The sequence below is a fragment of the Georgenia sp. SUBG003 genome (genome assembly GCF_000715355.2).
Taxonomy (GTDB): domain Bacteria; phylum Actinomycetota; class Actinomycetes; order Actinomycetales; family Actinomycetaceae; genus Georgenia.
Genome location: NZ_CP180204.1, coordinates 4058792 through 4080006, shown reverse-complemented (window position 1 = coordinate 4080006; position 21215 = coordinate 4058792). Strand labels below are relative to the sequence as shown.

At 76.9% G+C, this 21215-nt stretch carries 19 protein-coding genes and 10 pseudogenes; 9 read left to right on the top strand and 20 right to left on the bottom strand.

The genetic code is table 11. The features are described from left to right. Window positions 1-19 precede the first annotated feature (19 nt). A pseudogene (locus tag DA06_RS22335) lies at window positions 20-175 on the bottom strand (aminotransferase); the annotation flags it as partial. Window positions 176-222: 47 nt separating this feature from the next. Between DA06_RS22335 and DA06_RS22330 the strand changes: the two are divergent. Both DA06_RS22330 and DA06_RS22325 read left to right on the top strand, forming a co-directional pair. Next, window positions 223-418 (top strand): annotated as a pseudogene (locus DA06_RS22330) (DNA repair protein RecO C-terminal domain-containing protein); the annotation flags it as partial. Then, window positions 415-714: pseudogene (locus DA06_RS22325) on the top strand (undecaprenyl diphosphate synthase family protein); the annotation flags it as partial. The pseudogenes DA06_RS22330 and DA06_RS22325, both read left to right, overlap by 4 nt. Before the next feature lie 447 nt (window positions 715-1161). Here the strand turns inward: DA06_RS22325 and DA06_RS22320 are convergent. Together DA06_RS22320 and DA06_RS22315 are read right to left on the bottom strand one after the other, a co-directional pair. After that, window positions 1162-2154 (bottom strand): helicase-related protein, encoded by a 993-nt coding sequence (locus DA06_RS22320; RefSeq protein ID WP_418606068.1) that lies wholly within the window; start codon window positions 2152-2154, stop codon window positions 1162-1164. Further along, on the bottom strand, window positions 2094-2591 hold the full coding sequence (locus DA06_RS22315; protein ID WP_418608381.1) for a hypothetical protein: 498 nt from the start codon (window positions 2589-2591) through the stop codon (window positions 2094-2096). Before DA06_RS22315 ends, DA06_RS22320 begins: the two co-directional genes overlap by 61 nt. Here DA06_RS22315 and DA06_RS22310 point away from each other — a divergent pair. Next, window positions 2524-2946, top strand: a pseudogene (locus DA06_RS22310) (MFS transporter); the annotation flags it as partial. The gene DA06_RS22315 and the pseudogene DA06_RS22310 sit on opposite strands and share 68 nt — an antisense overlap. Here the strand turns inward: DA06_RS22310 and DA06_RS22305 are convergent. The 7 genes and pseudogenes from DA06_RS22305 to DA06_RS22275 all read right to left on the bottom strand — a co-directional run. Then, window positions 2886-3146: pseudogene (locus tag DA06_RS22305) on the bottom strand (cyclase family protein); the annotation flags it as partial. The pseudogenes DA06_RS22310 and DA06_RS22305 overlap by 61 nt on opposite strands. A 1235-nt stretch (window positions 3147-4381) precedes the next feature. Beyond that, window positions 4382-5314, bottom strand: a complete 933-nt coding sequence (locus DA06_RS22300; protein WP_418606067.1) for a DUF222 domain-containing protein — start codon at window positions 5312-5314, stop codon at window positions 4382-4384. Then, entirely contained in the window at window positions 5302-5907 is a 606-nt protein-coding gene (locus DA06_RS22295; protein ID WP_418606066.1) for a hypothetical protein, read from the bottom strand. Before DA06_RS22295 ends, DA06_RS22300 begins: the two co-directional genes overlap by 13 nt. After that, complete coding sequence (locus DA06_RS22290) at window positions 5904-6569, bottom strand: hypothetical protein (protein WP_043505317.1); 666 nt, start codon at window positions 6567-6569, stop codon at window positions 5904-5906. The genes DA06_RS22295 and DA06_RS22290 overlap by 4 nt, the downstream gene beginning before the upstream one ends. After that, complete coding sequence (locus DA06_RS22285) at window positions 6566-6868, bottom strand: ATP-binding cassette domain-containing protein (protein ID WP_043505315.1); 303 nt, start codon at window positions 6866-6868, stop codon at window positions 6566-6568. The genes DA06_RS22290 and DA06_RS22285 overlap by 4 nt, the downstream gene beginning before the upstream one ends. A 1221-nt stretch (window positions 6869-8089) precedes the next feature. Continuing rightward, window positions 8090-8959, bottom strand: a pseudogene (locus DA06_RS22280) (ABC transporter permease); the annotation flags it as partial. Between the two features lie 116 nt (window positions 8960-9075). Then, a complete protein-coding gene (locus DA06_RS22275) occupies window positions 9076-9681 on the bottom strand; it encodes a hypothetical protein (protein WP_418606064.1) in 606 nt (201 codons plus the stop codon). Between the two features lie 614 nt (window positions 9682-10295). On the opposite strand from DA06_RS22275, the gene DA06_RS22270 reads away from it, so the two are divergent. After that, a complete protein-coding gene (locus DA06_RS22270) occupies window positions 10296-10562 on the top strand; it encodes an EboA domain-containing protein (protein ID WP_052437046.1) in 267 nt (88 codons plus the stop codon). Window positions 10563-10970: 408 nt separating this feature from the next. On the opposite strand, the pseudogene DA06_RS22265 reads toward DA06_RS22270, so the two are convergent. Next, window positions 10971-11509: pseudogene (locus DA06_RS22265) on the bottom strand (FtsW/RodA/SpoVE family cell cycle protein); the annotation flags it as partial. A gap of 608 nt (window positions 11510-12117) precedes the next feature. Between DA06_RS22265 and DA06_RS22260 the strand changes: the two are divergent. Beyond that, window positions 12118-12765, top strand: a complete 648-nt coding sequence (locus DA06_RS22260) for a hypothetical protein (protein WP_418606063.1) — start codon at window positions 12118-12120, stop codon at window positions 12763-12765. A 394-nt stretch (window positions 12766-13159) separates the two neighbouring features. Here the strand turns inward: DA06_RS22260 and DA06_RS22255 are convergent, their stop codons facing one another. After that, window positions 13160-13402: a hypothetical protein gene (locus DA06_RS22255; protein ID WP_418606062.1), complete on the bottom strand. Its 243-nt coding sequence runs from the start codon at window positions 13400-13402 to the stop codon at window positions 13160-13162. Window positions 13403-13637: 235 nt separating this feature from the next. Then, window positions 13638-14030, bottom strand: a pseudogene (locus tag DA06_RS22250) (RsmE family RNA methyltransferase); the annotation flags it as partial. On the opposite strand from DA06_RS22250, the gene DA06_RS22245 reads away from it, so the two are divergent. The 3 genes and pseudogenes from DA06_RS22245 to dhaM all read left to right on the top strand — a co-directional run bounded on the left by DA06_RS22245 (window position 13969) and on the right by dhaM (window position 16391). After that, the gene (locus tag DA06_RS22245) at window positions 13969-15270 is read left to right on the top strand and encodes an amino acid permease (protein ID WP_418606061.1); all 1302 of its coding nucleotides are present in this window, start codon (window positions 13969-13971) and stop codon (window positions 15268-15270) included. The pseudogene DA06_RS22250 and the gene DA06_RS22245 sit on opposite strands and share 62 nt — an antisense overlap. Continuing rightward, a pseudogene (locus DA06_RS22240) lies at window positions 15179-15436 on the top strand (thiamine pyrophosphate-dependent enzyme); the annotation flags it as partial. The gene DA06_RS22245 and the pseudogene DA06_RS22240, both read left to right, overlap by 92 nt. A gap of 199 nt (window positions 15437-15635) precedes the next feature. Beyond that, window positions 15636-16391, top strand: coding sequence for a dihydroxyacetone kinase phosphoryl donor subunit DhaM (dhaM, locus tag DA06_RS22235; protein WP_418606060.1), 756 nt, complete (start codon window positions 15636-15638; stop codon window positions 16389-16391). A 319-nt stretch (window positions 16392-16710) separates the two neighbouring features. On the opposite strand, the gene DA06_RS22230 is transcribed toward dhaM, so the two are convergent. From DA06_RS22230 to DA06_RS22220, 3 genes and pseudogenes are all read right to left on the bottom strand, one after another. Then, entirely contained in the window at window positions 16711-17046 is a 336-nt protein-coding gene (locus DA06_RS22230; protein ID WP_418608171.1) for an alanine racemase, read from the bottom strand. Then, on the bottom strand, window positions 17034-17246 hold the full coding sequence (locus tag DA06_RS22225; RefSeq protein ID WP_418606059.1) for a hypothetical protein: 213 nt from the start codon (window positions 17244-17246) through the stop codon (window positions 17034-17036). Before DA06_RS22225 ends, DA06_RS22230 begins: the two co-directional genes overlap by 13 nt. Before the next feature lie 101 nt (window positions 17247-17347). Continuing rightward, window positions 17348-18419, bottom strand: a pseudogene (locus DA06_RS22220) (DUF3866 family protein); the annotation flags it as partial. Between the two features lie 258 nt (window positions 18420-18677). Here DA06_RS22220 and DA06_RS22215 point away from each other — a divergent pair. Beyond that, window positions 18678-19448, top strand: coding sequence for a hypothetical protein (locus tag DA06_RS22215; RefSeq protein WP_418608170.1), 771 nt, complete (start codon window positions 18678-18680; stop codon window positions 19446-19448). Between the two features lie 69 nt (window positions 19449-19517). On the opposite strand, the gene DA06_RS22210 is transcribed toward DA06_RS22215, so the two are convergent. Genes DA06_RS22210 through DA06_RS22195 form a run of 4 tightly spaced genes read right to left on the bottom strand, consistent with a single transcriptional unit; the run spans window position 19518 to window position 21195 of the window. Further along, entirely contained in the window at window positions 19518-20006 is a 489-nt protein-coding gene (locus DA06_RS22210; protein WP_418606058.1) for an MFS transporter, read from the bottom strand. After that, window positions 19952-20509 (bottom strand): hypothetical protein, encoded by a 558-nt coding sequence (locus DA06_RS22205; RefSeq protein ID WP_418606057.1) that lies wholly within the window; start codon window positions 20507-20509, stop codon window positions 19952-19954. The genes DA06_RS22210 and DA06_RS22205 overlap by 55 nt, the downstream gene beginning before the upstream one ends. Next, window positions 20487-20747 carry an antitoxin gene (locus tag DA06_RS22200; RefSeq protein ID WP_418606056.1) on the bottom strand — a complete coding sequence of 87 codons (261 nt, stop codon included), beginning with the start codon at window positions 20745-20747 and terminating at the stop codon, window positions 20487-20489. Before DA06_RS22200 ends, DA06_RS22205 begins: the two co-directional genes overlap by 23 nt. A gap of 13 nt (window positions 20748-20760) precedes the next feature. Continuing rightward, the gene (locus DA06_RS22195; RefSeq protein WP_418606055.1) at window positions 20761-21195 is read right to left on the bottom strand and encodes an iron chelate uptake ABC transporter family permease subunit; all 435 of its coding nucleotides are present in this window, start codon (window positions 21193-21195) and stop codon (window positions 20761-20763) included. Window positions 21196-21215: the final 20 nt, after the last annotated feature.

Genomic DNA, 21215 nt, shown 5'->3' with positions numbered 1-21215 from the left:
CGGGCCCGGTGGGGTTGTTCGGGCTGCACAGCAGAACCGCCCGGGTGCGCTCGGTGACGGCGGCGGCCATGGAGTCCAGGTCGTGCCGGCCGGCGGCGTCCACCGGGACCTGGACCGGGCGGGCGCCGGCCACCTGGGTGGCGATGGGATAGGCCTCGAAGGAGCGCCAGGCCATCACGACCTCGTCGCCCGGCTCGCAGACGGCGGCGAGGACGTGGGCCATGCCGGCCGCCCGGCTCCGCGTCACCGGCCCGGGAGACCATGTCCCTGCTCGGGGCGCTGCTCTCCGGGGAGTGGTCCGAGGCCGACGCGTCCGACCCCCCGGCACCGGAAGGAGGCCTCCGGCCTCGTGGCCTCGTACCTGCAGTGGCACCTCGAGCGGCAGCTGCGCTCCCTGCGTCTGGTGGAGCGCGCATGACGACGACGAGGCCGGTCCCGCCACCGCCGCACCCCTCCGGGGAGGTCGCCCCGCGGATGGACCCGCGGTTCGTGCCCCGGCACGTCGCCGTCGTCATGGACGGCAACGGCCGGTGGGCCAACGCGCGCGGCCTTCCGCGCGTCGAGGGCCACAAGGCGGGGGAGGCGGCGCTGCTCGACGTCGTCGCCGGCGCGATCGAGCTCGGCATCACCCACGTCTCGGCGTACGCGTTCTCGACCGAGAACTGGAAGCGCTCGCCCGAGGAGGTGCGCTTCCTCATGGGGTTCAACCGCGACACCGGCACCCTCAGACCCGCGCCCGCATCCGCCCCCACCTGACCGTCCACGTCCCCTACGACACCCTGACCCGGCTCGTCGCGGCCCAGCGGCCCAGTACCGACCACCCCGGTGCCACCTTCGGCCCGCCAGCCAAACCGGACGCGAAGAAGAGCGGGAGGACCCCCACCTCCCACGGCGACGACGACGCGCCCACGGCGCCCACGGCGCCCACGGCGCCCACGGCGCAACCTACGGTCCGTCATCCCCGGCGACCTCGACCACGCCGCCCTCCTCGGCGCCGAACCCGCCACCCTGGCCGACGGCACCCCCTCTCGCCCCCCCAGCTCCTCGCCCGCCTCACCTGCGCCGGCGCCCTGCACCGCGTCATCTTCGGCCCCCGACTCCCCAGATCCTCGACACCGGCCGCGAAGAACGCCTCTTCACCCCCCGCCCAGACCCGCGCGATCATCGCCCGCGGAGGGTCTCCCGCGCGGTGGCCATCGCGGCCTCCGGCGGCGGGTCGAGCAGGGCCAGGTCCTCGACCGGGCTCCCCCAACGGGCCAGCTCGAGCGCGAACGCGGTCAGGTCCGCCGTCGCGATCTCCGGCTCGGGATGGGGACGCAGCCGGGCGTGGTCGTGCTCGGCCCAGCAGCGGTACACCGCACCAGGTCCCTCGCGCCCGGCCCGGCCGGCGCGCTGCTCGGCGGCGGAACGGCTCACCCCGACCGTCACCAGTCCGGCCAGACCGCGCCGGTGGTCCGTCCGAGGCTCCCGCGAGAGCCCGGCGTCCACGACCACCCGCACGCCGGGCACCGTCAGCGAGGACTCGGCGACGGCGGTGGAGACGACGACGCGACGGCGTGGCCCCGGCGTCAGGGCGAGGTCCTGCTCCCGGTGGGACAGCCGTCCGTGCAGCGGACGTACGTCGGCCCCCGCACCGGCGAGGCGGCGGACGACGCCGTCCACCTCCCCTGCCCCGGGCAGGAACACCAGCAGGTCCCCGTCCCGCTCGACGAGCGCCCGCCGGACGGTGGCGGCCACGTGGTCGAGGAAGGCGGGTGTCACCCCGCGCTCGTCCGTGCGCGGCACGCGTGCCGGCGGCGGGCACCAGGCCGCCTCCACCGGGTGCAGCGTGCCCGCCACCCGGACGACCGGTGCCGGTCCGCCGCCGCGAGCTCCTCCACCACCGCCGAGCAGCGCCGCGGTGCGCTCCGCCTCGACCGTGGCCGACATCGCGACGACGGGCAGGTTCTCGCGCAGGTTGGTGCGCACGTCCACGAGCAGCGCGAGGGCGAGGTCTGCGTCGAGGTGGCGCTCGTGCACCTCGTCGAGCACGACGGCACCGACCCCGGGCAGGTCCGGGTCGCGCTGGAGCCGGCGCAGCAGCACCCCGGTCGTCACCACCTCGACCCGGGTGGCCCGGCTCGTGCGCCGGTCGCCGCGGACCGTGTGGCCCACGGTGCCGCCGACCGGCTCGCCCAGCAGCGACGCCAGCCGTCGCGCGGCCGCCCGGGCGGCGAGGCGCCGGGGGCTGGGGTGACGACGACCGTCCCCTCGACGGCGGCCGCGAGAGCGGGCGGCACCAGGGTGGTCTTCCCGGTGCCGGGCGGTGCCTGGACGACGGCGGCCCCGGCGTCGTGCAGGCCCCGGTCGGGGCGCAGTCCCCGGCGCAGGTCCGGCTCCTGCTGGTCGCCTCGGTGGCGCTCATCACCCTGGCCGCGTTCGAGGCCCTCGCGGTCGCGACGGTGATGCCCGTCGTGGTGGAGGATCTCGGCGACCTGCACCTGTACGCGGTCGCGGCCGGCGCCCCCGCTCGCGGCGCAGCTCGTGGGCACGGCCGTCAGCGGTGCCTGGTCCGACGCCCGGGGGCCTCGCGGCTCGCTCGTGGCGGGCATCCTCCTGTTCTGCGCCGGCCTCGTGGTGGCCGGTCTGGCGCCGGCGATGTCTCTCCTGGCGGTGGGGCGCGCCGTCCAGGGGCTCGGGGCGGGGCTGCTGATGGTTCCCCTGTACGTGCTGGTCGGCGCGATGGTTCCCGCCGAGCGCCAGCCCAGGTTCTTCGCCGCGTTCGCCGCGGCGTGGGTGCTGCCCGCACTGGTGGGCCCCGCGGTCGCGGGCACCGTCGCCGACGCCGCGAGCTGGCGGTGGGTCTTCCTCGCCGTCCCCGGCCTCACCCTGGTGGCCTCCGCAGCCCTGCTGCCGGTGTTGTTGATCATGTCCTCCTGGGTCACCCGCGCGGACCAGCCGGTCCGGCACAGCAGCCACCCGCCGGCGGGCAGCTCCCCGTGCTCGGCGACGAACCCCTCGATGTCGCTGACCTCGATGAGGAAGTTCGGGTTCTCGGCCACGCGGTCGGTGACGTCGAGGACGACGGCGGGGGCGAGCAGCGCCGTCGTCGCGACCTCGTCGACGTTCTCCCGCTCCGCGCCGGTGGCCCAGTGGCTGGGCGCGTCGAAGTGGGTGCCGGTGTGCTCGCCGGTGCGGAAGTTGTTCCAGTACCAGGCCGGGGCCCCGGTCGTCGTAGCGGGGAGATCTCCTCGAGCTGGAACCGGGCCGTCTGCCCGAACTGCTCGGGCAGCTCGAGGATCGGGTGTCGTGGCACAGCGGGGCGGTGAGGTCGACGACGCGGACGGCGCCCGAGGTCAGGGGCTGTTCACCAAGGATCTGATGGGCCTGGACGTCTACGCGCGCGGCTCCCGCCGCCGCCGGGCGGACGCGGACCTCGCCGCGCTGCGTGCGGACCACGAGCGCCTGGTGGCCGGTGAGGGTGATCTGGTCGGCGCGGTGCGGCGGGTCGCCGAGGCCTGCCGGGACGAGGCCGAGGCGTGGGCGTCCGGGGACATGGCCCGGGGCCGGGCGATCCGCGCCGAGGAGCGGCAGCTCGTCGAGGACGGCCTCGTGCCGGGGCTCGCGAACGTCGGCGCCCGTCTGGCGCTGGAGGCCGGCGCGCACGTGTGCCGGACGCTGGGCCGGCTCGTGCTCGCCGTGCTCTCGGTCGAGAGCGGCAAGGACTACCAGCGCGCCGTGCTCCGCGGCGACGAGTAGCCGCGGTGCGCGAGGACGGCGAGAGCCGGCCTCGGCGGGGCCCCGCCGGGCGCGCACGGGCGCGAGCCGGTCTACACCGGTGCCTGAGGCAGCGCCGGCGGGTGATGCTGCGCCGTCGCACCCGGGACCCGAACGGGTGGGTGCGCCGGAAGGTGCAGACCGGGCAGAGCCGCTCGCCCGAGCGGGTGGGGAAGCGGGCGCCGCAGCGCTCGCAGCGGGCCGTGGCCAGGGTGGCGACCGGGGAGCTGGGACGCTCCCGGAGCACCTGCGCCCACGACCAGGCCCCCGTGACGGACAGCACGTCCTGCGGGCACAGCTGGACGCACCGAAGGCACCCGTCGCAGGCGGCGGCGTCCTGCAGGAGGGTCGTCACCGCCGCTCCGCCCGCGGCGCTGTGCCCGAGCCGGAGCGCGTCGGCCGGGGCACCCGCGCACGCATACGCCGCCACGCCGTGCAGCCCCCGGGCCGAAGGCGGACGGAGGGTGCGGCGATCCCGGAGAGCCGCGCCGGTACGGCGCCGTCCGGGGACTCCGCGAGCTCGCCCAGGGCCGCGACGAGCCGCTGGTGCGGATCCGCCTGCTCGTCGGGGAGGTCGTGAAGGCCCCCGGCCCCCGCCGCCGACCTCAGGATCGCGTTGTCCTCCTCAAGCGCCGCACCCGCGCCTTGAGGGCCTTGATCTCCTCGCGTTCCTGCGTCGTCCATCCCCGTCCCGGCGCCGGCGTCGACATCGCCCTGACGCACCCACCCGCGCAACGTCTCCCGGGACATCCCCAGACGCGCCGCGACCGCCTCGCACGCCTTGGTGATCGACCCGTACTCCGGGACCTGCTCCCTGACCATCCGCACCGCGCGCTCCTTCGCCGCGGCGTCGTACTGCTTCGGCATACCTGCATCCTTCCTCGCAAGAAACGATGCGGCACACAAACCCGAACGCTTCATCTGCGCCCCCCGCCCGGCCCCGTGTCCCGGTGGGGAGGGGGTGGCCGGCCAGGTCGACGCCGCGGTCCAGGACGGTGGCGAAGAGGTCGACGAACGCGTCGGCCTGCACCTGGGCGCGGGTGCGCTCGTCCTCGCCGGGCCCGGTGCCGTCGGTCGCCGCCCGTGCGAGGGCCCCTAGGGCGGCCTTGACGGTGTGGGCGTGGTCGGCGCGCACGTAGGCGGTGATCCAGGCCATCGCGTCCGGGGCGGGGGTGATGGTGACCTTGCGGGCGGCGTGCTCGGCCCTGCGCCGCGCCGCCCCCGCCTCCGGGTTCACCGACAGGGCGGCGGCCCGGATCCGGTTGCGCAGCCTCGGCCCGGAGAGCCGGTCGGCGTCCCTCAGCAGCCCGGTGACGACCCGGCGGTGCTGGCGGGCCGTCAGGCCCGGCTCGCGGGTGGTCAGGACGGTGGCCTTGCGGGAGTCGATCCGCCCGGTGCTCAGGGCGTCGGCGACCTCGGGGAAGGAGTCCAGCGCGGCGGCGAGGTTCACCTTCGCCGCCCCGACCGCGTTCGTCGAGCCCAGCCGGGCCGCGATCTCGGCCGCGGCCCGGTCCGCCGCCCTGGCCGAGGTGCCCTGCCGGTCGGTCAGCTCGCGCACGAGGACGGCCTGCCTGGCCAGGGCCCAGGACGCCAGGCGCTCGAACGCGGCGATCGTCTCGACCAGCGTCGCGTGATGACGAAGGCGGCGGTCTGGTCGGACCCGACGTCGAGAACCTGCGCGAGCCTGTGGTCCTCCACCAGGGCGGCGCGGCGGGCGGCGTCGAGCACGTCCGCGACCCCGGAGCCCGCCGGCGGCAGCACGAGCGCCTCCACGGCGCGGTCGAGGATCCGGTCGTGGGCGCGCCGGCGGTCCACGCCGCCGACCGTGGTCTCGAGGGCAGCGCCGAGCTCGTAGCGCTCGTCGAGGACGTGCCGGGTCCCCCTGCCGGCGTCGTCCGTGCGCGCTTCCAGTGCCGTGCTCCCCTTGTCCACGTGCTCCCCAGCCCTGGTGCGGGCATCGTCGCCGAGTGTACGCACCGGGTCGCCCTGGGCCGCGCCGACGGGCGGGACGGTGACGTTCTCGGCGGCCGCCACGGGGACGGGCACCGACGTGCCGCCACCGGGTACGGAGGTGTCGCCCGGACCGCTGCCCGGGCCTGCGCCCGGGCGGCCCGAGACGGTGAGCTCGGCGGCGCCGTCGACCATGGTCATCGCGGTGGCGCTGATCTCGGCACGGCGCCGATCTGCGCCCGCTCCGCCAGACGCGCGGCGCGGACGTTCAGCCAGGGCCCGGCCACGCCGGCGACCAGGAGGCACACGGCCAGCACCGTCCCGGCGCCGAGATTCAGCCAGGCGACCAGCACCACCGAGCCGGCGCCCACCACGGCGGCGACGACCGCCGGAAGCAGGGCGCGGACCACGACGTCCCCGACGGCGTCGACGTCCGTGCCCGTGCGGGCCAGCAGGTCACCGCGGCGCAGCCCGGCGACCGCGTCCGCGCGTCCCGCCGCGAGCGTGGTGTACACGCGTTCACGCAGCGTCGCCATGCCCCGCAGCGCTACCAGGTGGGAGGCCAGCCGCTCGAGGTAGCGCAACAGGGCCCGTGAGATGCCGAAGGTCCGCACCGCCACGGCGGCGACCGACAGCTCGAGCACGGGGGGCATCTGCGAGGCCCGGGCGATCAGCCACGCCGCGGTCGCCGTCAGGGCGATGCCGCTCGCGAGGCTCGCACTGCCGGCGAGGACCGCCCAGAACAGCCGCACCCGGTCGAGGTCGAGCAGGGCGACGGCGCGGCGCAGCGCCCGCCGCTCGTCCGCGGTGAGCACCCCACGCACCTCCGTGGCGGGCGCGTGCGTCGTCTGCGTGGCGGTCATCGGGCCGCTCCCGACGGCGCGGAGGTGCCCACGCCGGCCGCGTCGCCGTCCGGGGCTGTGCCGCCGTCGTCGGGTACGGGTCGCGAGACCACCGCGACGACGTCGTCGGCCGCGGCGACCAGGGAGGGCCGGTGCGCGATCACCAGCACCGTGCGCCCGTCGGCGCGCAGCGCGCCGACCGCGTCGAGGACGTGCTGCTCGGACGCGGCGTCGAGGTGGGCGGTGGGCTCGTCGAGCACCACCAGCTGCTGGTCGCCGAGGAGGGCCGCGGTCAGGGCGAGGCGCTGGCGCTGGCCCACCGACAGTCCCGGCCCCGCCGTGCCCGAGCTCGGTGTCCCAGCCGGCGGGCAGCCCCGCGAGCACGGCGTCCAGGCCCGTGGCCGAGGCCGCCGCACGGACCCGCTCGTCGACGGCGGCGTCGTCGGAGCCCAGCACGTTGGCCCGGACGGTGCCGGGGAGGATGACGGGACGCTGCGGCACCCAGGTGACCTGCGCGTGCCAGGAGGCGGGGGAGACTCCGGCGAGGTCCACGCCGGTCGCCCCGCCGCCGGGGCCCGCCGTCGTCGGCGGGCCGCGCCGGGAGGAGGCGGACGGCGCCGCCGTCTTCGATCCCACAGGCGGCTCCAGGCCAGCGGCCCGGTCACGACGGACAGTCGGACCGCGCCGGCGTTCGGAAAGGGTTCCGTCCTCCCGCGCATTCCGCGGCCCCGTGACCCTCCGGCCCGTCCCAATCACGCCCCGCCCGGCCGACGCTGCGGCCGTGCCATTGTTTGTGGATCTCCGGGGCTGCGCGAGGTGGCCAATTGCCGGGGGATCCACAGAATCCGCGCGACGGCGCGACAGGAAACGCCGCAGGTGGTATGGCCTTCAGGTCACCGACCAGAATCGTCGGTATTTCCGCCCCGGACCACTCAGGTCGCGCAGGCCACGCCGGGGGGGACAGGCCGTGCCGGCCGGGCAGGACGCCGAGGTTCCGCGGGCGGCTTCCGCGCCGCAGGACGTGCGGGCGTCGCAGGAAACGTCCGCCCCGCCGGCTCGGGGGCCCGAGACCACGCCGCCCGGCCCGGACGCCGGAGCGTCGACCGGTCGTCCGGCGGCGCACGGCGGCCAGGTCGGCACGCGGGTCCCCGGCGGGGCAGACTGCCGTACCTCGTACGCCCGCGTCTTCGTCCACGCAGCCCGAGGCCGCTGCCGACGCCGAGATGATCCGGCGCCGCTGGCCCGAGGTCGTCGACATGCTCGCCCGGCTCAAGCGCACCACCTGGGCGCTCGTCACGCAGGACGCCCAACCCGGCCCGGTCGCCGGCGGTGCGCTCCGGCTGCTGTTCAGCACCCCGGGGCTCGCGAGCGCGTTCCGCGGCGGTCCTCACGCCGAGTTCGTCCAGCGGGCCCTCGCGGAGACGCTGGGGGTGCAGCTCCGGGTCGAGGGTGTCGTCGACGACGGTGGACCGGGTGGCGGGCAGCCACGGCCCCCGGCTGGTCCTCACCCTGCGGGGGGCACGCCGGTGAGCGCGGCCACGCCGTCGTCGCGGGCCACCCTGGGTCAGCAGCACCATCACGGCCGCGACGGCCAGGAGCACGACGGCGAGCGCGACCGCGGCGTCCGGGTCGACCTCGCGCTGGAGGTAGATCTCCAGCGGCAGGGTCCGTGTGACGCCCTCGAGCGAGCCGGCGAACGTCAGCGTGGCCCCGAACTCTCCCAGGGAGCGCGCGAAGGCGAGCGCGGCGCCGGTGCCGAGGGCGGGCAGCAGCAGCGGCAGCGTGACGCGGCGCAGCACCGTCGCGGGGCGGGCGCCGAGCGTGGCGGCGACGGCCTCGTACCGGGTGCCGGCGGTGCGTACGGCGCCCTCGACCGAGAGCACCAGGAAGGGCAGCGAGACGAAGGTCTGGGCGAGCACCACCGCCGCGGTGGTGAACGCGACGGAGATCCCCGCGGCCTCGAGCCGCGACCCGAGCGCGCCGGTGCGGCCGAGAGTCGTGAGCAGGGCGAGCCCCGACACCACGGGCGGAAGCACCAGGGGGACCAGCACCAGGGTCCGCAGCGCCCGCAGCCCCGGCAGGCTCGAGCGCGCGAGCACCAGCGCGAGCGGGACCCCGAGCAGCACGCACAGCAGCGTGGCCACGGCGGACGTGCGCAGGCTCAGCCCGAGCGCCGCGAGCGAGGCCGGGGACGTGACGAGCTCGGGGAACCGCGACCACGGCACGCGCATCAGGAGCCCGAGAACGGGCACCGCGACGACGAGCACGGCCGCCGCCGCGGCCACGAGCACGGGGCGCGGCAGGTTGCCGGTCCGCGAGGTCGCCGTCGTCACGGCAGCTCGAATCCGGCGTCGGCCACCCGGACCGGCGGGGCGACCGCACCACCGCGTCCGCAACCGGCTCCACGGCATCACCCGCTCCCGCCGGATCTTCCTGCTACCCGCAGGCGTGTTCCTCGGGCTGTTCAGCCTCTACCCACTCTGGACGCTCGTCAGGATGGCCGTCAGCGCCGTCACCTCCGCGACGCTCAACGCGGAGTGGGCGTGGGTGGGCCTCGACAACTTCGCCCGCGGCGGCGGTGCCGACGCCGCCGGTGGCGGAGGGCGTGCCGGACCAGGTCGCGCAGTGGTTCCGCACCGAGGCGGGCGACGTGGTCGCCACCCAGGGCGGGGCGGAGCTCGAGCTCGACGCCGAGCGGCGCGCCGCCGTCGAGCTCGGGCTCGTGCGTACCGTCACGACCTGGTCCGCAGGCTTCCGCTCCGCCGGCGGAGACCCGCAGCCCCCTCTGGAGACCACGTCGCGGTGGGTCAGTCCGCTGCGCCTCGACGGAGAGGGGATCGGGGTGCTGGTGGCCGGGCTGGACGGCAGCGGCGCCGTCGAGCCGCTGCAGCTGCACGCCCTGCCCGGCCTCGCGGACGCCCTGCTCGGCCTCTCCCCGGAGCGGCCCGCCGTCCACGACGTCCCCCTCGACGCGTGGTTCACGGTGGCTGACGGCGACGTGCTGCCGCTCGACGACGCCGCACGTGCGGCCCTCGCCGGCGCTGTCCCGCTCGAGGTCTACCGGCCCTTCGTCCAGGAGCGCTACGCGGCCTCGAACCCGAACCAGCCCGGCTCCGCCGTGCCCGAGGAGCACTCGTGGGCGCCCGCAGCCTGGGTGGCCGCCGCCCTGCTGCTACTCCTCGGCTGGGCCGGCGTGGTCGTGTGGCTGCGACGCGAGAGCGAGGCGGCGGACGTCCGTGAGCCGCGCCCGCCGTCGCCGCCCGGTCGATGGCCGCCCTGCGGGCCGCCATGGCCACCGCCGGCCTCGCCACGCAAGGAGCACACCAGTGACAGGAGGAAGCATGACCGACCAGCCCACGCAGCTTCTCGGGACGCTGGCGCCGGACGCCCGCGACCGGCTCGCGGCGGCGACCGCCCAGGTCGAGGCGGACCCCGCTGTCCTCACCCGCCTCTTCGCCTCCGCCGGCCGGAAGGTGGGCCGCGGCCCGACCGATCCCGACGACGCCCTGGGCGTCGTCCACCCGCTCGTCGAGGACCTCGCCCGCGCCGAGCTCCTCGTCGCCTACGCCCGCGCCACCGGCGACCGTGCCGCCGTCGTCGAGACCTGCGGGACCTGTACCACCACGGAGACGGCGACGAGCGGCGCGCCGTCCTGCGCGCACTCCCCCGCCTCGACGTCGGCGACGTCGCCGTGGACCTGCTGCGCGACGCGCTGCGCACCAACGCGTCCGGCTCGTCGCCGCGGCGATGGGACCGTACGCGACGGCCCACCTCGACGACGCCGCATGGCGCCACGGCGTGCTCAAGTGCTTGTTCGTCGGCGTGCCGCTCGCCGCCGTGGACGGCCTGGAGACCCGGCGCGACGACGAGCTGGTGCGCATGGTGCGCGCGTTCGCCGACGAGCGCACCGCCGCCGGCCGCGACTTCCCCGCGGACGGCACCCGGCTTCTCGCCGGCCCCGAGGGCGGCGCCCACCGGGCCGGCGGCACCGGCGCCGCCGAGCCGTCGTCCTGACCACCCGCTCCCGGCGCCGCCCCGCGCACTCCGTCGCCGGGTCCGTCCCCGCCGACTGCGCCTGTTTGTGCCCACTGTGCTCGTCCGCGCCAACTGCGCATTGCGTTCCGTGCGCACCCGGCGACGGCGCCAGCGGTGGGTGGCGACGTGCTTCCGCCGGGGTGGAGCACGCAGTGCGACGCGCCCGCGGTGGGTGGTGACGGTGCTCCGCGCGGGGGTGGAGCGACGCGGTGGACGGGGTCCAGCGGCGGGGAACGGCAACGGGGACGGCCGCCGGGGCTGTTGCCGGGTGACCGTCCCCGTGTTCGTGGTCCCGCAGCGCAGGAGGGGCGGAACTGTGAGAGCGCCTAGAAGATCGCGAAGACCGCCAGCGCCAGGACGAAGCCCAGCACGGACTCGATGGTCTTTGTAGATCTCCGGCTCGAGCGCGTGGAGCCAGACGTCGAACCGCGCGCCGACGTGCGGGAACCAGCGCCGCCCGCGACCACGGCGCCGCCGGCGAACAGCGCCGAGGCCGATGAGGACCCAGCTCAGGCGCTCGGTGGCCACGTAGAGCATGGCGACGAACAACCCGAAGAACAGCAGCGAGGTGCCCAGGTCGCGCTCGAGGACGAGGACGGCGAGCGAGCGCCCCAGGCGAGCATGATCGGGCCGAGGTCGCGGGCCCTGGGCAGCTGCAGGCCGAGCACCTTCGGGCCCGCCAGGGCGAGCGTGTCGCGGTTGGTCACCAGGTAGCCGGCGAAGAAGACCGCGAGCACGATCTTCCCCAGCTCGGCGGGCTGGAAGGACATGCCGAGGAGACTGATCCAGATCCGGGCGCCGTTGATGCTCACGCCGAGACCGGGCACGAGCGGGAGCACGAGCAGCACCAGGCCCACCACCATGGCGGTGTACGTGTAGCGGCGCAGGAGCCGGTGGTCGCGCAGGAACCACAGCACCGCGACGGCGCCGGCACCGCAACGCAGCGGAGCTCCCCCGCGCAGGTCCACGACGTCGCCGTGGTCGCAGAAGCCGCGCAGCCGCCGCAGCACGGCGGACTCCACCGCGGACAGCGCCCGCAGCGTCAGCGGCTGGCGTGGCCCCCCGGCCGGCGGCGAGCCTCGCCGCAGAGGCGGGAGCCTCGGCCACCACGAGGTGCGTGATCTCGACGTCGTCCTGCCGGGCGGCCCAGTCCACGAGCGCCTTGGTGTAGACGGTGACGTACGGTTCCGTGCTGATCAGGCCGACCCGGACGCGTCCGTCCACGGCGCCTTCTCCTCGTCTCAGGCGCCCCACGGCGCGGGTCGTCGAGCTTTCCCGCCCCGCGGGGGCGCCGCCGTGCCGTTGCCGGCCGCGCGCAGGCCCTCCGGGTAGTCCGGGGCGACCTGGCGGACGTCGGCGGGAGCCGGGTTGCTCGGGCTGGCGATCCCGGCCCCCGCGGGAACGGCGATCCCGGCCCCCGGAGGACATCCCCACGGGCACGACGGCGGAGACGAGCGCCGCGCGGCGGACGACCGCCGGCGGCGATGTCGAGCACCAGTTCCGCCGCTTCCTCGACGCGCTCGAGCCGGACGTCGTGCGACCGCTGCTGCGCGACGCGCTCGCCGGGACCGACCACGCGAGCGACGGCAGCGGCGCCGACGACGGCCCGTGCGAGGTCCTCGACGCCAAGTACGAACCCGGCAGAGCCTCTGCGGTGCTGTACCGGGCCGGCCCGCACCTCGTGCGCGGAACGGTGACGCCGGACGGCGAGCTGGTGCTGACCGCGTACCCGCAGGACCCCGGCCTGCCGACGCTGCCCGCCGTGGTGGACCGGGGCACCTTCGTCCCCGTGCTCCGCGCCGCGCTCGCACCGCACGGCGCGAACGTGCACGGCGCCGAGCTGTCGCTGCTGCGGTACCGGCCCGGCCGCCGGGCGACGTTCCTGGTCACCGCGGACCTGGGCACCCGCTCGGCGCGGTACGTGGCGAAGGTGTACCACGACCCGCGCAAGGCCGCGGCGGTCGCGTCCGAGGGTCTGTCGCTCAGGGAGCAGGCGGGCGCCGAGCTGGTCCTGGCGCCGCTCGTCGCCCACCTGCCGGGCCTCGCCGTCGTCGTCGGCGCTCCCCCACCGCGCGGCGGGAGGTCGTCAGGTCCGCGGCAGCCCCCGCCAGCGTCTCCTCCGCCCCGGCGAGGCGGGCGCGCAGCTTCTCGGCGGTGTCCTCGGGTCCGTCGAGGTAGGTGAGCCGTTCGCGGGCGCGGTCCGCCCAGGCGAGGGCGCCGTCGACGTCGGGGCCGTGGGCGCGGACGAGCTCGGCCAGCGCCGCCCGGCGCTCGTTGACCCACGCGAGCCGTTGCGGGTCGGCGTCGAGGCCGGAGAGGTAGGAGGCGATCTCGGTGGCGACGTCGGAGAGCAGGTAGGACGCCTCGGCCAGCCGCTCGGCCCAGCCGCCGAGGGAGGCGTCGTCGGCAGCGCCCTGCTCGAGGCTGCGACGGGCGTCCTCGACGAGCGTGGTGGCGTCCCCGGCACCGGGTGCCGTGACGTCGTCGCCGCCGGCGAGGCCCTGGTAGGCACGGCCGGCGGCCTCCCGCAGTTCCTCGACGTTGCCGAGGCGGCCCGACGCCGCCGAGGAGCTGCGTCAGGACGCCGCCGCGGACGCGGCCACGCTGGCCGCCACCGTGTCGGAGGTCACCGCCGAGGGGACCACGGCGACGGTTCTCGACCGCGTCGGAACCGAGGCGGACGCCCACCTGGACGCCCTCGGCGGGGTCTGGGTGGCCTGGCCGGAGGGGGCGCCCGAGGGTGCGGTGACGCCGGAACCGGTGCCGACCGCCCCGCCGGTGCCCGATCCGGGCGTCACCGACGTGCAGGAGCTGCTCACGCGGGGGGCCGCAGAGGCCCGGGAGGGTTCGGTCGAGGCCCCGACGGACGAGCTGGCGGGCGTGCTGGCCGCCGTGTCCGTCTCCCGGGCGCAGTCGGCCGGGGACCTGGCCCGGGCGAGCGGCGGACCGGTGCCGGAGTCGACCGCGACGCCCCTGGACCGGGAGGCGCTCCTGGCGCGCGGCGTCGACGGGCCCGTGCCCGGGCCCGGGCAGCACCGCCGCGGCGAGCGGCACGGTGGCCTGCTCGTGCAGGACCAGCACCGCACCACCGGCGGCGACGGCGGAGGCCACGCCCGCGACCAGGGCGCGGGTGTCGACGAGGTCGTGCACGCCGGGCACCCAGGCGCGCCGGGACTGCTTGGCCGCGGCCAGCGTGACGGCCTCCCAGCGCCGTCGTCCCTTGTCGACCTTGGGTCCGGCCCACACCGAGACGGAGCGAGAGGCCTGCCAGGGGACGACGACGTCGACCCCCAGCTCGGTGGCGGTCTCGACGGCCTGCTCGTCGCGGCCGCCCTTGGCGAGGGCCTGGACCAGGACCAGGCGGACCGCCGGCGGCGGTTCCCGGGTGACGCCCGTGACGGCGACGCTCAGCTCGTCCCTGCCCGCGGCCGTGATCGTCCCGGCCACGCGCAGCCCCGCGCCGTCGACCGGGGGCACGGGGCCCCTGCTCGAGGGAGGCGGGGCGAACGGCTCGGCCGCCGGGACGACGGCGGGAACGACGGCGGCCGGTGCGCCCCCGACCGTCGGCGTCGTCGGGGTCCTGCAGTCCGCGGGCCTCACCTTCTTCGCCCTCGCGGGCTACGCACGCATCGCAACCCTCGGCGAGGAGGTCCGCGAGCCGCGCACCACCATCCCCCGGGCGATCGTGACCACGCTGCTGGCCGTCGCCGGCCTCTACGCCGTCGTGGCGGTCACCCTGCTGGCCGTCCTCGGACCCGACAGCCTCGCCCGCTCCTCGGCGCCGCTGGCCGACGCCGTCGCCGCCGGGTCGTGGAGCTGGGCAGTGCCCGTGGTCCGGGTCGGGGCGGCAGCCGCCTGCCTCCCCGGAGGTGCTCCACCCAGGGCCGCGCACCGTCGTCGTCGCGGGCGACGGCGCGGGTCCTGCGCCCGGGACCTCGCCGAGCGGGCCGGCTGGCCCCTGCTCGCGGAGCCCACGAGCGGAGCGCGGTCCGGCCCGGCGGCGATCGGCCCCTACCGGCTGCTCCTCGCCGACCCCCCGGCTCGGCGGAGCGGTCGAGCGGGTGGTGGTCGTCGGGCACCCGACGCTGTCGAGGCCGGTCAGCTCGCTCCTCGCGCGGCGGGACGTCGAGGTGGTCGTGGTCGCGCCCAGGGGACCGTGGACGGACGTGGCGGGCGCGCCTCGCGAGTGGTCGGCGCGGTCGAGCTCGGCGACGGGGTCAGCGGTGGCGACGCGGCGGCCCTCGGGGGCGGCCGCGCCGGTGGGAGGTCGGGCGGCCCTCAGAGCCGCTGGCGGCGGCGGGAGCTCGGCCGTCCACGCGGGTACGAACCCCTGGCTCGACCTGTGGAGGCGTGCCGCCGACGCGGCGGAGCACGTGATCGGGGCGGTGCTCGCCGGGGAGCTGGACGGGCTCTACGTGGCCCGGGCGGTCGCGGCGGCGGGTGGTGCGCGCACGCTCGTCGTCGGCTCCTCGAACACCGTCCGCGACCTCGACCTGGTCGCTCTCCCGTGGGACCCCGGGGTGGCGCCCCGGGCGGTCGCCAACCGTGGCCTGGCAGGCATCGACGGCACCGTTGCGACCGCCACCGGGCTCGCGCTCGGCACCGGAGCGCCGGTCCGGGCGGTCATGGGGGACCTCACCTTCCTCCACGACGCGGGGGCGCTCGGGCGCGGCCGGCTCGAGCGTGAGGTCGACCTGCAGGTGGTCGTGCTCAACGACGCCGGCGGTGGCATCTTCGCCACCCTCGAGCACGGTGCCCCCGAGCGTGCCGGCGACTTCGAGCGGGTCTTCGGCACGCCGCAGGACGTCGACCTCGCCGCACTCGCCGCGGCCTACGGTGCGCGCCACGCCGTGGCGTCGACACCGGCGGCGCTCGACGCGCTGCTCGCCGAACCCGTCCGTGGCCGTTCGGTGGTCGAGGTGCCGGTGGACCGCGCTCACCTCCGCGAGCGCCGCGCCGCCCTCGCCGACGACGTACGGACGGCGGTCCGGTCCCGGGCGCCCAGTCCTCCGCCCTCCTGCTGGCGGCCGCGGCCGAGGCGGCCGAGGCGCTGTGAGCGCGGGACCGACCACCGCGCTGGTGATCGTCTCCCACTCCGCCCGCCTGGCGGACGGCGTGGTCGAGGTCGCCGCGCAGATGGCCCCGGACGTCCTGCTGCGGGCCGCCGGAGGCACCGACGACGGCGGCATCGGCACGAGCTTCGACGCGGTCGAGACCGCGGTGACGGAGCTGCTCGGCACCGACGGGGTCGCCGGGGTCACGGTCCTCACCGACCTCGGCTCGGCCACCATGACGGCCGAGTCCGTCATCGAGAGCCTCGCGGACGACGACGCCGCGCGGGTGACCCTCGCCGACGGACCGCTGGTCGAGGGCGCCGTCGACGCCGGCGCCGAGGAAGAGCGCGAGCTCGCCCTGGCGGGCGAGCGTGGCCAGCCGCTCCGCCGCGTCCTGGAGCCCCTGGGGCAGACCGCGTTCCGCGGCGGGGCGGCGACGCCGGATCTCCTGGATCGCCGAGTAGTCCGACGGGTGCTTGGCCACGATGACGACGTCGATCGCGGCGTCGGCCACCGCGTCCCGGCAGGTGTCGAGAAGCAGGTCGATGAGGGAGCCGCGCACCGCGTCGAAGCCGCCACCGCCGGTACCCAGGGCGGGCACCGCCACCAGTGCGTGCGGCCGCTGGCGGCGCGGCTCGATCCGGGCGTCGGCGATCTCGCGGAGCGTGGCGGCGAGCCGGCCCGCGAGCTCGCGCGCCGCCGTAGCCGCGTCGTGGCCCGGGGGCCGAGCTCCGGCCGATCGGTGTCCGCGTAGGCCCGGGCCATCCGCTCGATGCGGCTCGCCCCTCCGGTGGCGCCGGTGAGGTGGTCGGCGAGATAGATCCCGAGCAGCTCGCGGTCGATCCCGTCCTGCGTGCGGGAGCCGGCGCCGGACCCGCCCGTCAGCTGGTCTGCCATCGCTGTCCCCTTCCTCCTGGCCGGACGCCTGCCGTCGCTCTTCCGTCTGCCGCTGGCGTTGTCCGCCGGCGGGCTCTTGTACTGCCTGGCGTCCGGGGCCATCGGCACGCTCGGCCGGCCGCGCAGCTCGACCATCCCCTCCAGCAGCTCGCGCAGGGTGGGGCGGGCGGCGCCGCTCAGGGCGCCGGACGCGCCCCGAACACCGAGGTGCCGACCCGGACCATCGTCGCCCCGGCGGCGACGGCGATCTCCAGGTCGCCGCTCATCCCCATGCTCAGCTCGGTCGCCCCGCCGGTCCCGGGCGCGCCGCCGGCGACCACGCTCTCGCGCACCCGGGCGAGAGCCTCGTAGGACGCCCGGACGACGTCGACGTCGGGGGAGTTGGCGCCGATCGTCATGAACCCGCGCAGCCGCAGGTTCGGCAGCGAGCCGACGACGGAGGCGAGCTGCGCGGCCCGCGCCGGGTCCACGCCGGCCTTGGTCGCCTCGCCCGAGGTGTTCACCTGGACCATGACGTCGAGGGCGGAGGCTCCGCCGTCGTCCGCGACGGCGTCCGGCGCGACGCGGGCCTCCCCGTCCACCCCGCGACGCCGCGGGCGACCGCGGCGTCGAGCCGCTGCGCGAGGCGCGCGGTGTCGACCGTCTGCACGCAGGTGGCCCACCGCAGCACCTGGTTGACCTTGTTCGACTGCAGGTGGCCGATGAAGTGCATCTCGTGCGCCGGGGTCCCGGGCTCGGCGAGCGTGGGACCGGTGGCGACCAGCTCCTGGGCCCTGTTGTGGCCGAGCAGGTCCGCGCCGGCGTCCAGGGCGGCGCGGATCGGAGGAAGGCGGCCGGATCCTGCTCGAGCCCGCGCCCCATCGTCGAGAGCCGCACCGGCGACGACGCGAGCGCCTCGCCGAGCCCGGACGTGGAGACCTCGAGGAGCCGGTGGATCCCGTTGGGCGCACCGAGCGCGGCAGCCTGCTCGCGCACGCGGTCTCCCAGCCCGGCCGGCACCGCCCGCTCGAGCGCGGCACCGCCGTCGAACCGGGGCACGACCACGTCGGCCGGTGCCAGCGCCACCCGGCCGTACGCGGTCACGGAGTGGTGGGAGACGCCGAGATGCCGCTCGCGGGGGTCCGCGCCGGAGACGCGCAGCGACGCCACGGCCGCACCTCCCAGGGTGGAGGTGGCGTTGACGGCCTCCCCGCAGGCGGTGCCGGAGAAGCCCCAGCGCGTCCCGGTGCCGAGGTTGCCCGGGCCCTGGGCGACGACGACGACGTCGGCGCCGAGCACCAGCCGCGCCGCGAGCAGCCCGGTGTGGAGGGTCACCGCCTCCAGGTCGCCGCCGAACGCCTGCCCGACCGTCACGGAGCCCGCCAGCCAGCCAGCGCCGCGCAGACCCGCCAGGGAGCGGGAGAACCAGGCCGGCAGGGCACCGCCGTCGCTCATCACGTAGGCGACGCGCAGGGCCGGATCGACCGTGCGCACGCCGGCGAGCACGGCGGGGGACCGCGGAATGGAGGTCGGCGACGACGACGGGCATGCCGCCGAGGTCGTCGGCGTCGCGGAGTGCCTGGTGGTGCTCGGACTCCTGCTCGTCGACCCCGAGCACCATGGTCTGCAGCGGGGTGTAGCGGGCCTTGACGAGGTGCCCGGGACCGGGGGGCGGGTCCGCGGGCAGCCGGTCGGGGACGGCGACGACCATCGCGTAGCCGCCGGTGCCGAGACCGCGGGCGAGCGTCGCGGCGGAGAGCGTGACGCGGTCGCCGACGAGGGGATCGCCGACGAGATGCGTGTACGCCAGCGCGCGGCACGTCGCGGCCGCCGGCGCGCTGGTGCACGTGGCGGTGCACGCCGTCGGCGAGCGGACCTGGCCCCGGCCGGTGGGGACGGTACGCACCGCGGCGCTGCGCCGACGGACGGTTCACGACCTCACGGGTCCGCGCCTCACCCTCCTCCTCGCGACGTCGGCGGTCTTCGCCGTCGCCCTCGTCCTCTTCATGCTCATCGCCACCGGCTCCGGCCGGGCGGTGCCCGCGCTGATCACGTCCGACGCGGCGGCCGCCGGCATGACCGGAGGGGCTTCCGGTCCCTACCCGGGCGCCCCGTACGCGGTTCCGCTGCTTGTGGGCCTGGCGCTCGTGCTGGCGGGAACGGCGTGGGTGCTCCACCTGGTGGTCCGGCGCCCCGCGGTGGCCGGCACGCTCGCCGACGACGACCTCGGGCTCCGCCGCACCAGACCTCACGGACGCGGCCCTCGGCGAGCTGTGGCAGCGCGCGGCGGGCCACCACAGGGCTGGACCTCGGCCGCGGCGCGGCGCTCGTCGCGGTCGGCAGCCTCGGACGTCGCGACGGCGGCCCGGCCGCCGACCTCGACCTCCTCCTCGTCCACGACGGCACCCGCTCCGCCGACGACGTGGCCCGGCTCGCCGACGCCTGTGGTACCCCCCTCTGGGACGCCGGGCTCGACCTCGACCACTCCGTGCGCACGCTCGAGGAGTGCCGGCGGGTCGCGTCCGCCGACCTTCCCGCGGCCGTCGGCCTGCTGCACCTGCGCACCGTCGCGGGCGACCCGGTGGTGGGGGAGGGCGCTCAGCAGGCGGTGCTGGCCGACTGGCGCTCCGGGGCGAGACGCCGCCTGCCGGAGCTGCTCGACTCCGTGGCCGCGCGCGCCGAGCGGTTCGGGGAGGTGGCCTACCTCCTCGAGCCCGACCTGAAGGAGGCGCGCGGGGGGCTGCGTGACGCCGTCGTCGTCGGGGCGCTGGTGGCGAGCTGGCTGACCGACCGGCCCCGCGGCGGACCGGACCTGGCCCGCGCGTACGCCGGCCTGCTGGACGTGCGCGACGCGCTCGCGCTGACGACCGGCCGGCGCACGACGCGCCTGACGCTCGCGGACCAGGACGAGGTCGCGCAGCGGTGCGGCTGTTGACGCCGCGGAAGCCGTCGACGGCGACGATCGGCCCGGCGAGCGCCGCCGCTCCCGCGCCCGCGTACATCATCAGGCGTCGGTGGCACCCTGCAGCGGGACCCGGACGTTCCCGGAGTCGACGCCGGCGAGCAGCGCCGAGGAGGCGATGAGCGCCGCGGACCATCCGAGGCCGAGCAGGACCAGGGCTGTCATCGTCACGGCGAGGGTGCCGCCGGCCGCGGCGAGCAGGCCGAGGGCGACGGCGGCCGCCTGCGTCACGATGCCCAGCACGGCCACACGGACCGCGCCGTACCGGTCGGCCAGCCACCCGAAGACCGGGCTGAGGGCGAACATGCCGAGCACGTGGGCGCTGATGACGATCCCGACCACCTCGAGTCCCATGCCGTCGTGCGTCATGTGCAACGGGGTCATCGACATGATCATGACCATCGTCGCGTGGGCGACGGCGATGAGGACGACGGCGAAGCGGGCGACCGGGTGGCGCATGGCCCAGCGCAGGGCGGTCAGGGCGCCGACCGGCCGGACCGGCGCGGCGGGCGCGTCGGGGGGCCGTCGCACCGTGCAGCACGTCGCCCGCGCCGAGGGTGTCCACGACGTCGACGGCCGGCACCGGGGAGCTCCAGGAGGTCGCCGTCGTGCAGCACGGAGACGGGGCCGGCGCCGTGCGACCGGGCGACCAGACGTGGACCGCGCCGCGTCACCGCGGTCAGGAGGCCGGCGTCGCCGGGTCCCGCACCGACCCAGGGCGGGACGAAGTCGGCGGACAGCACGGCAAGGTCCACGTACGGCAGCAGGTCGCCCAGCCCGTCCTTCCACGAGCCGCCGTCGAGGACGACCGTCGTGCCCCGGGAGCGGGCGGACCGGGCCAGGGCGGCCTGGGCGGCGAGGAGGTGCCCGTCGACCAGGAGGACGCCGGCGCCCGCCAGGATCTCGGGCGCGGGAAACGCCACCCCACGGCCCACCGCGTTGGTCGAGACGACGGCGCGCTCGCCCGTGCCGTGGGTGACCAGCACCGTGGAGACGGGCGGGTCGCCGTCGTCAGCGAGGTCGGCGACGGCCACGCCTGCGTCCTCCGGTGACGTCCGCGCGCGCGGGCGTGCCGATCCGGGCGTCGGCCGCCTCGCGGGCGCCGGCGACCTGGTCCGTGTATCGGCCGCCGGTGACGCGGTCGGCGGCGCCGGCCGCTCTGTCCAGCACCGAGTCGCTCACGCTCTCGGCCTTCTCCGACCTCAGGGCGTTCTGCACCTTCTCGTGCTGCCAGGCCTCCTTGGCCTTGCGAGCCAGGTCGTCGAGTCCCATCTCGTCTCCTCGCTCAGGTCGTCAGTTCCCCGGGACGGACCCCGGCGGCGGCCCGGGGCTGGTCGGCTCCTCGGGCGACTCGGCGTAGCGCACCCCCTCGGTGGGCGGGTTGCCCGGGACCGATCCCGGCGGCGGTCCGGGCGACGGCCAGCGCGAGCACGGCCACCCGCGTCACCTCGACACGCACGCCCAGCCCTCCGGCGGTGTCGTCCCCGAGCTGCAGCACGCGAAGCCGCGGGGCGACCAGCGCGACCGCCGGCGCGAGCACCACCAGCACGCCCGCGAGCACCCCCACGTCCGCCCACCCGGGGGTCCCGAGGCTGCCCACCATCCACACCAGCGCCTCGCGCACGTCGTTCACGTTGGCGCGGGAGATGAGGTAGCCGAGTCCTGCGTTGACGAGGAACGCGATGCCGACGCCCACGAGGACGAACCGGTAGCCGCTCACCCCCCGAGCGCCAGGCGAGG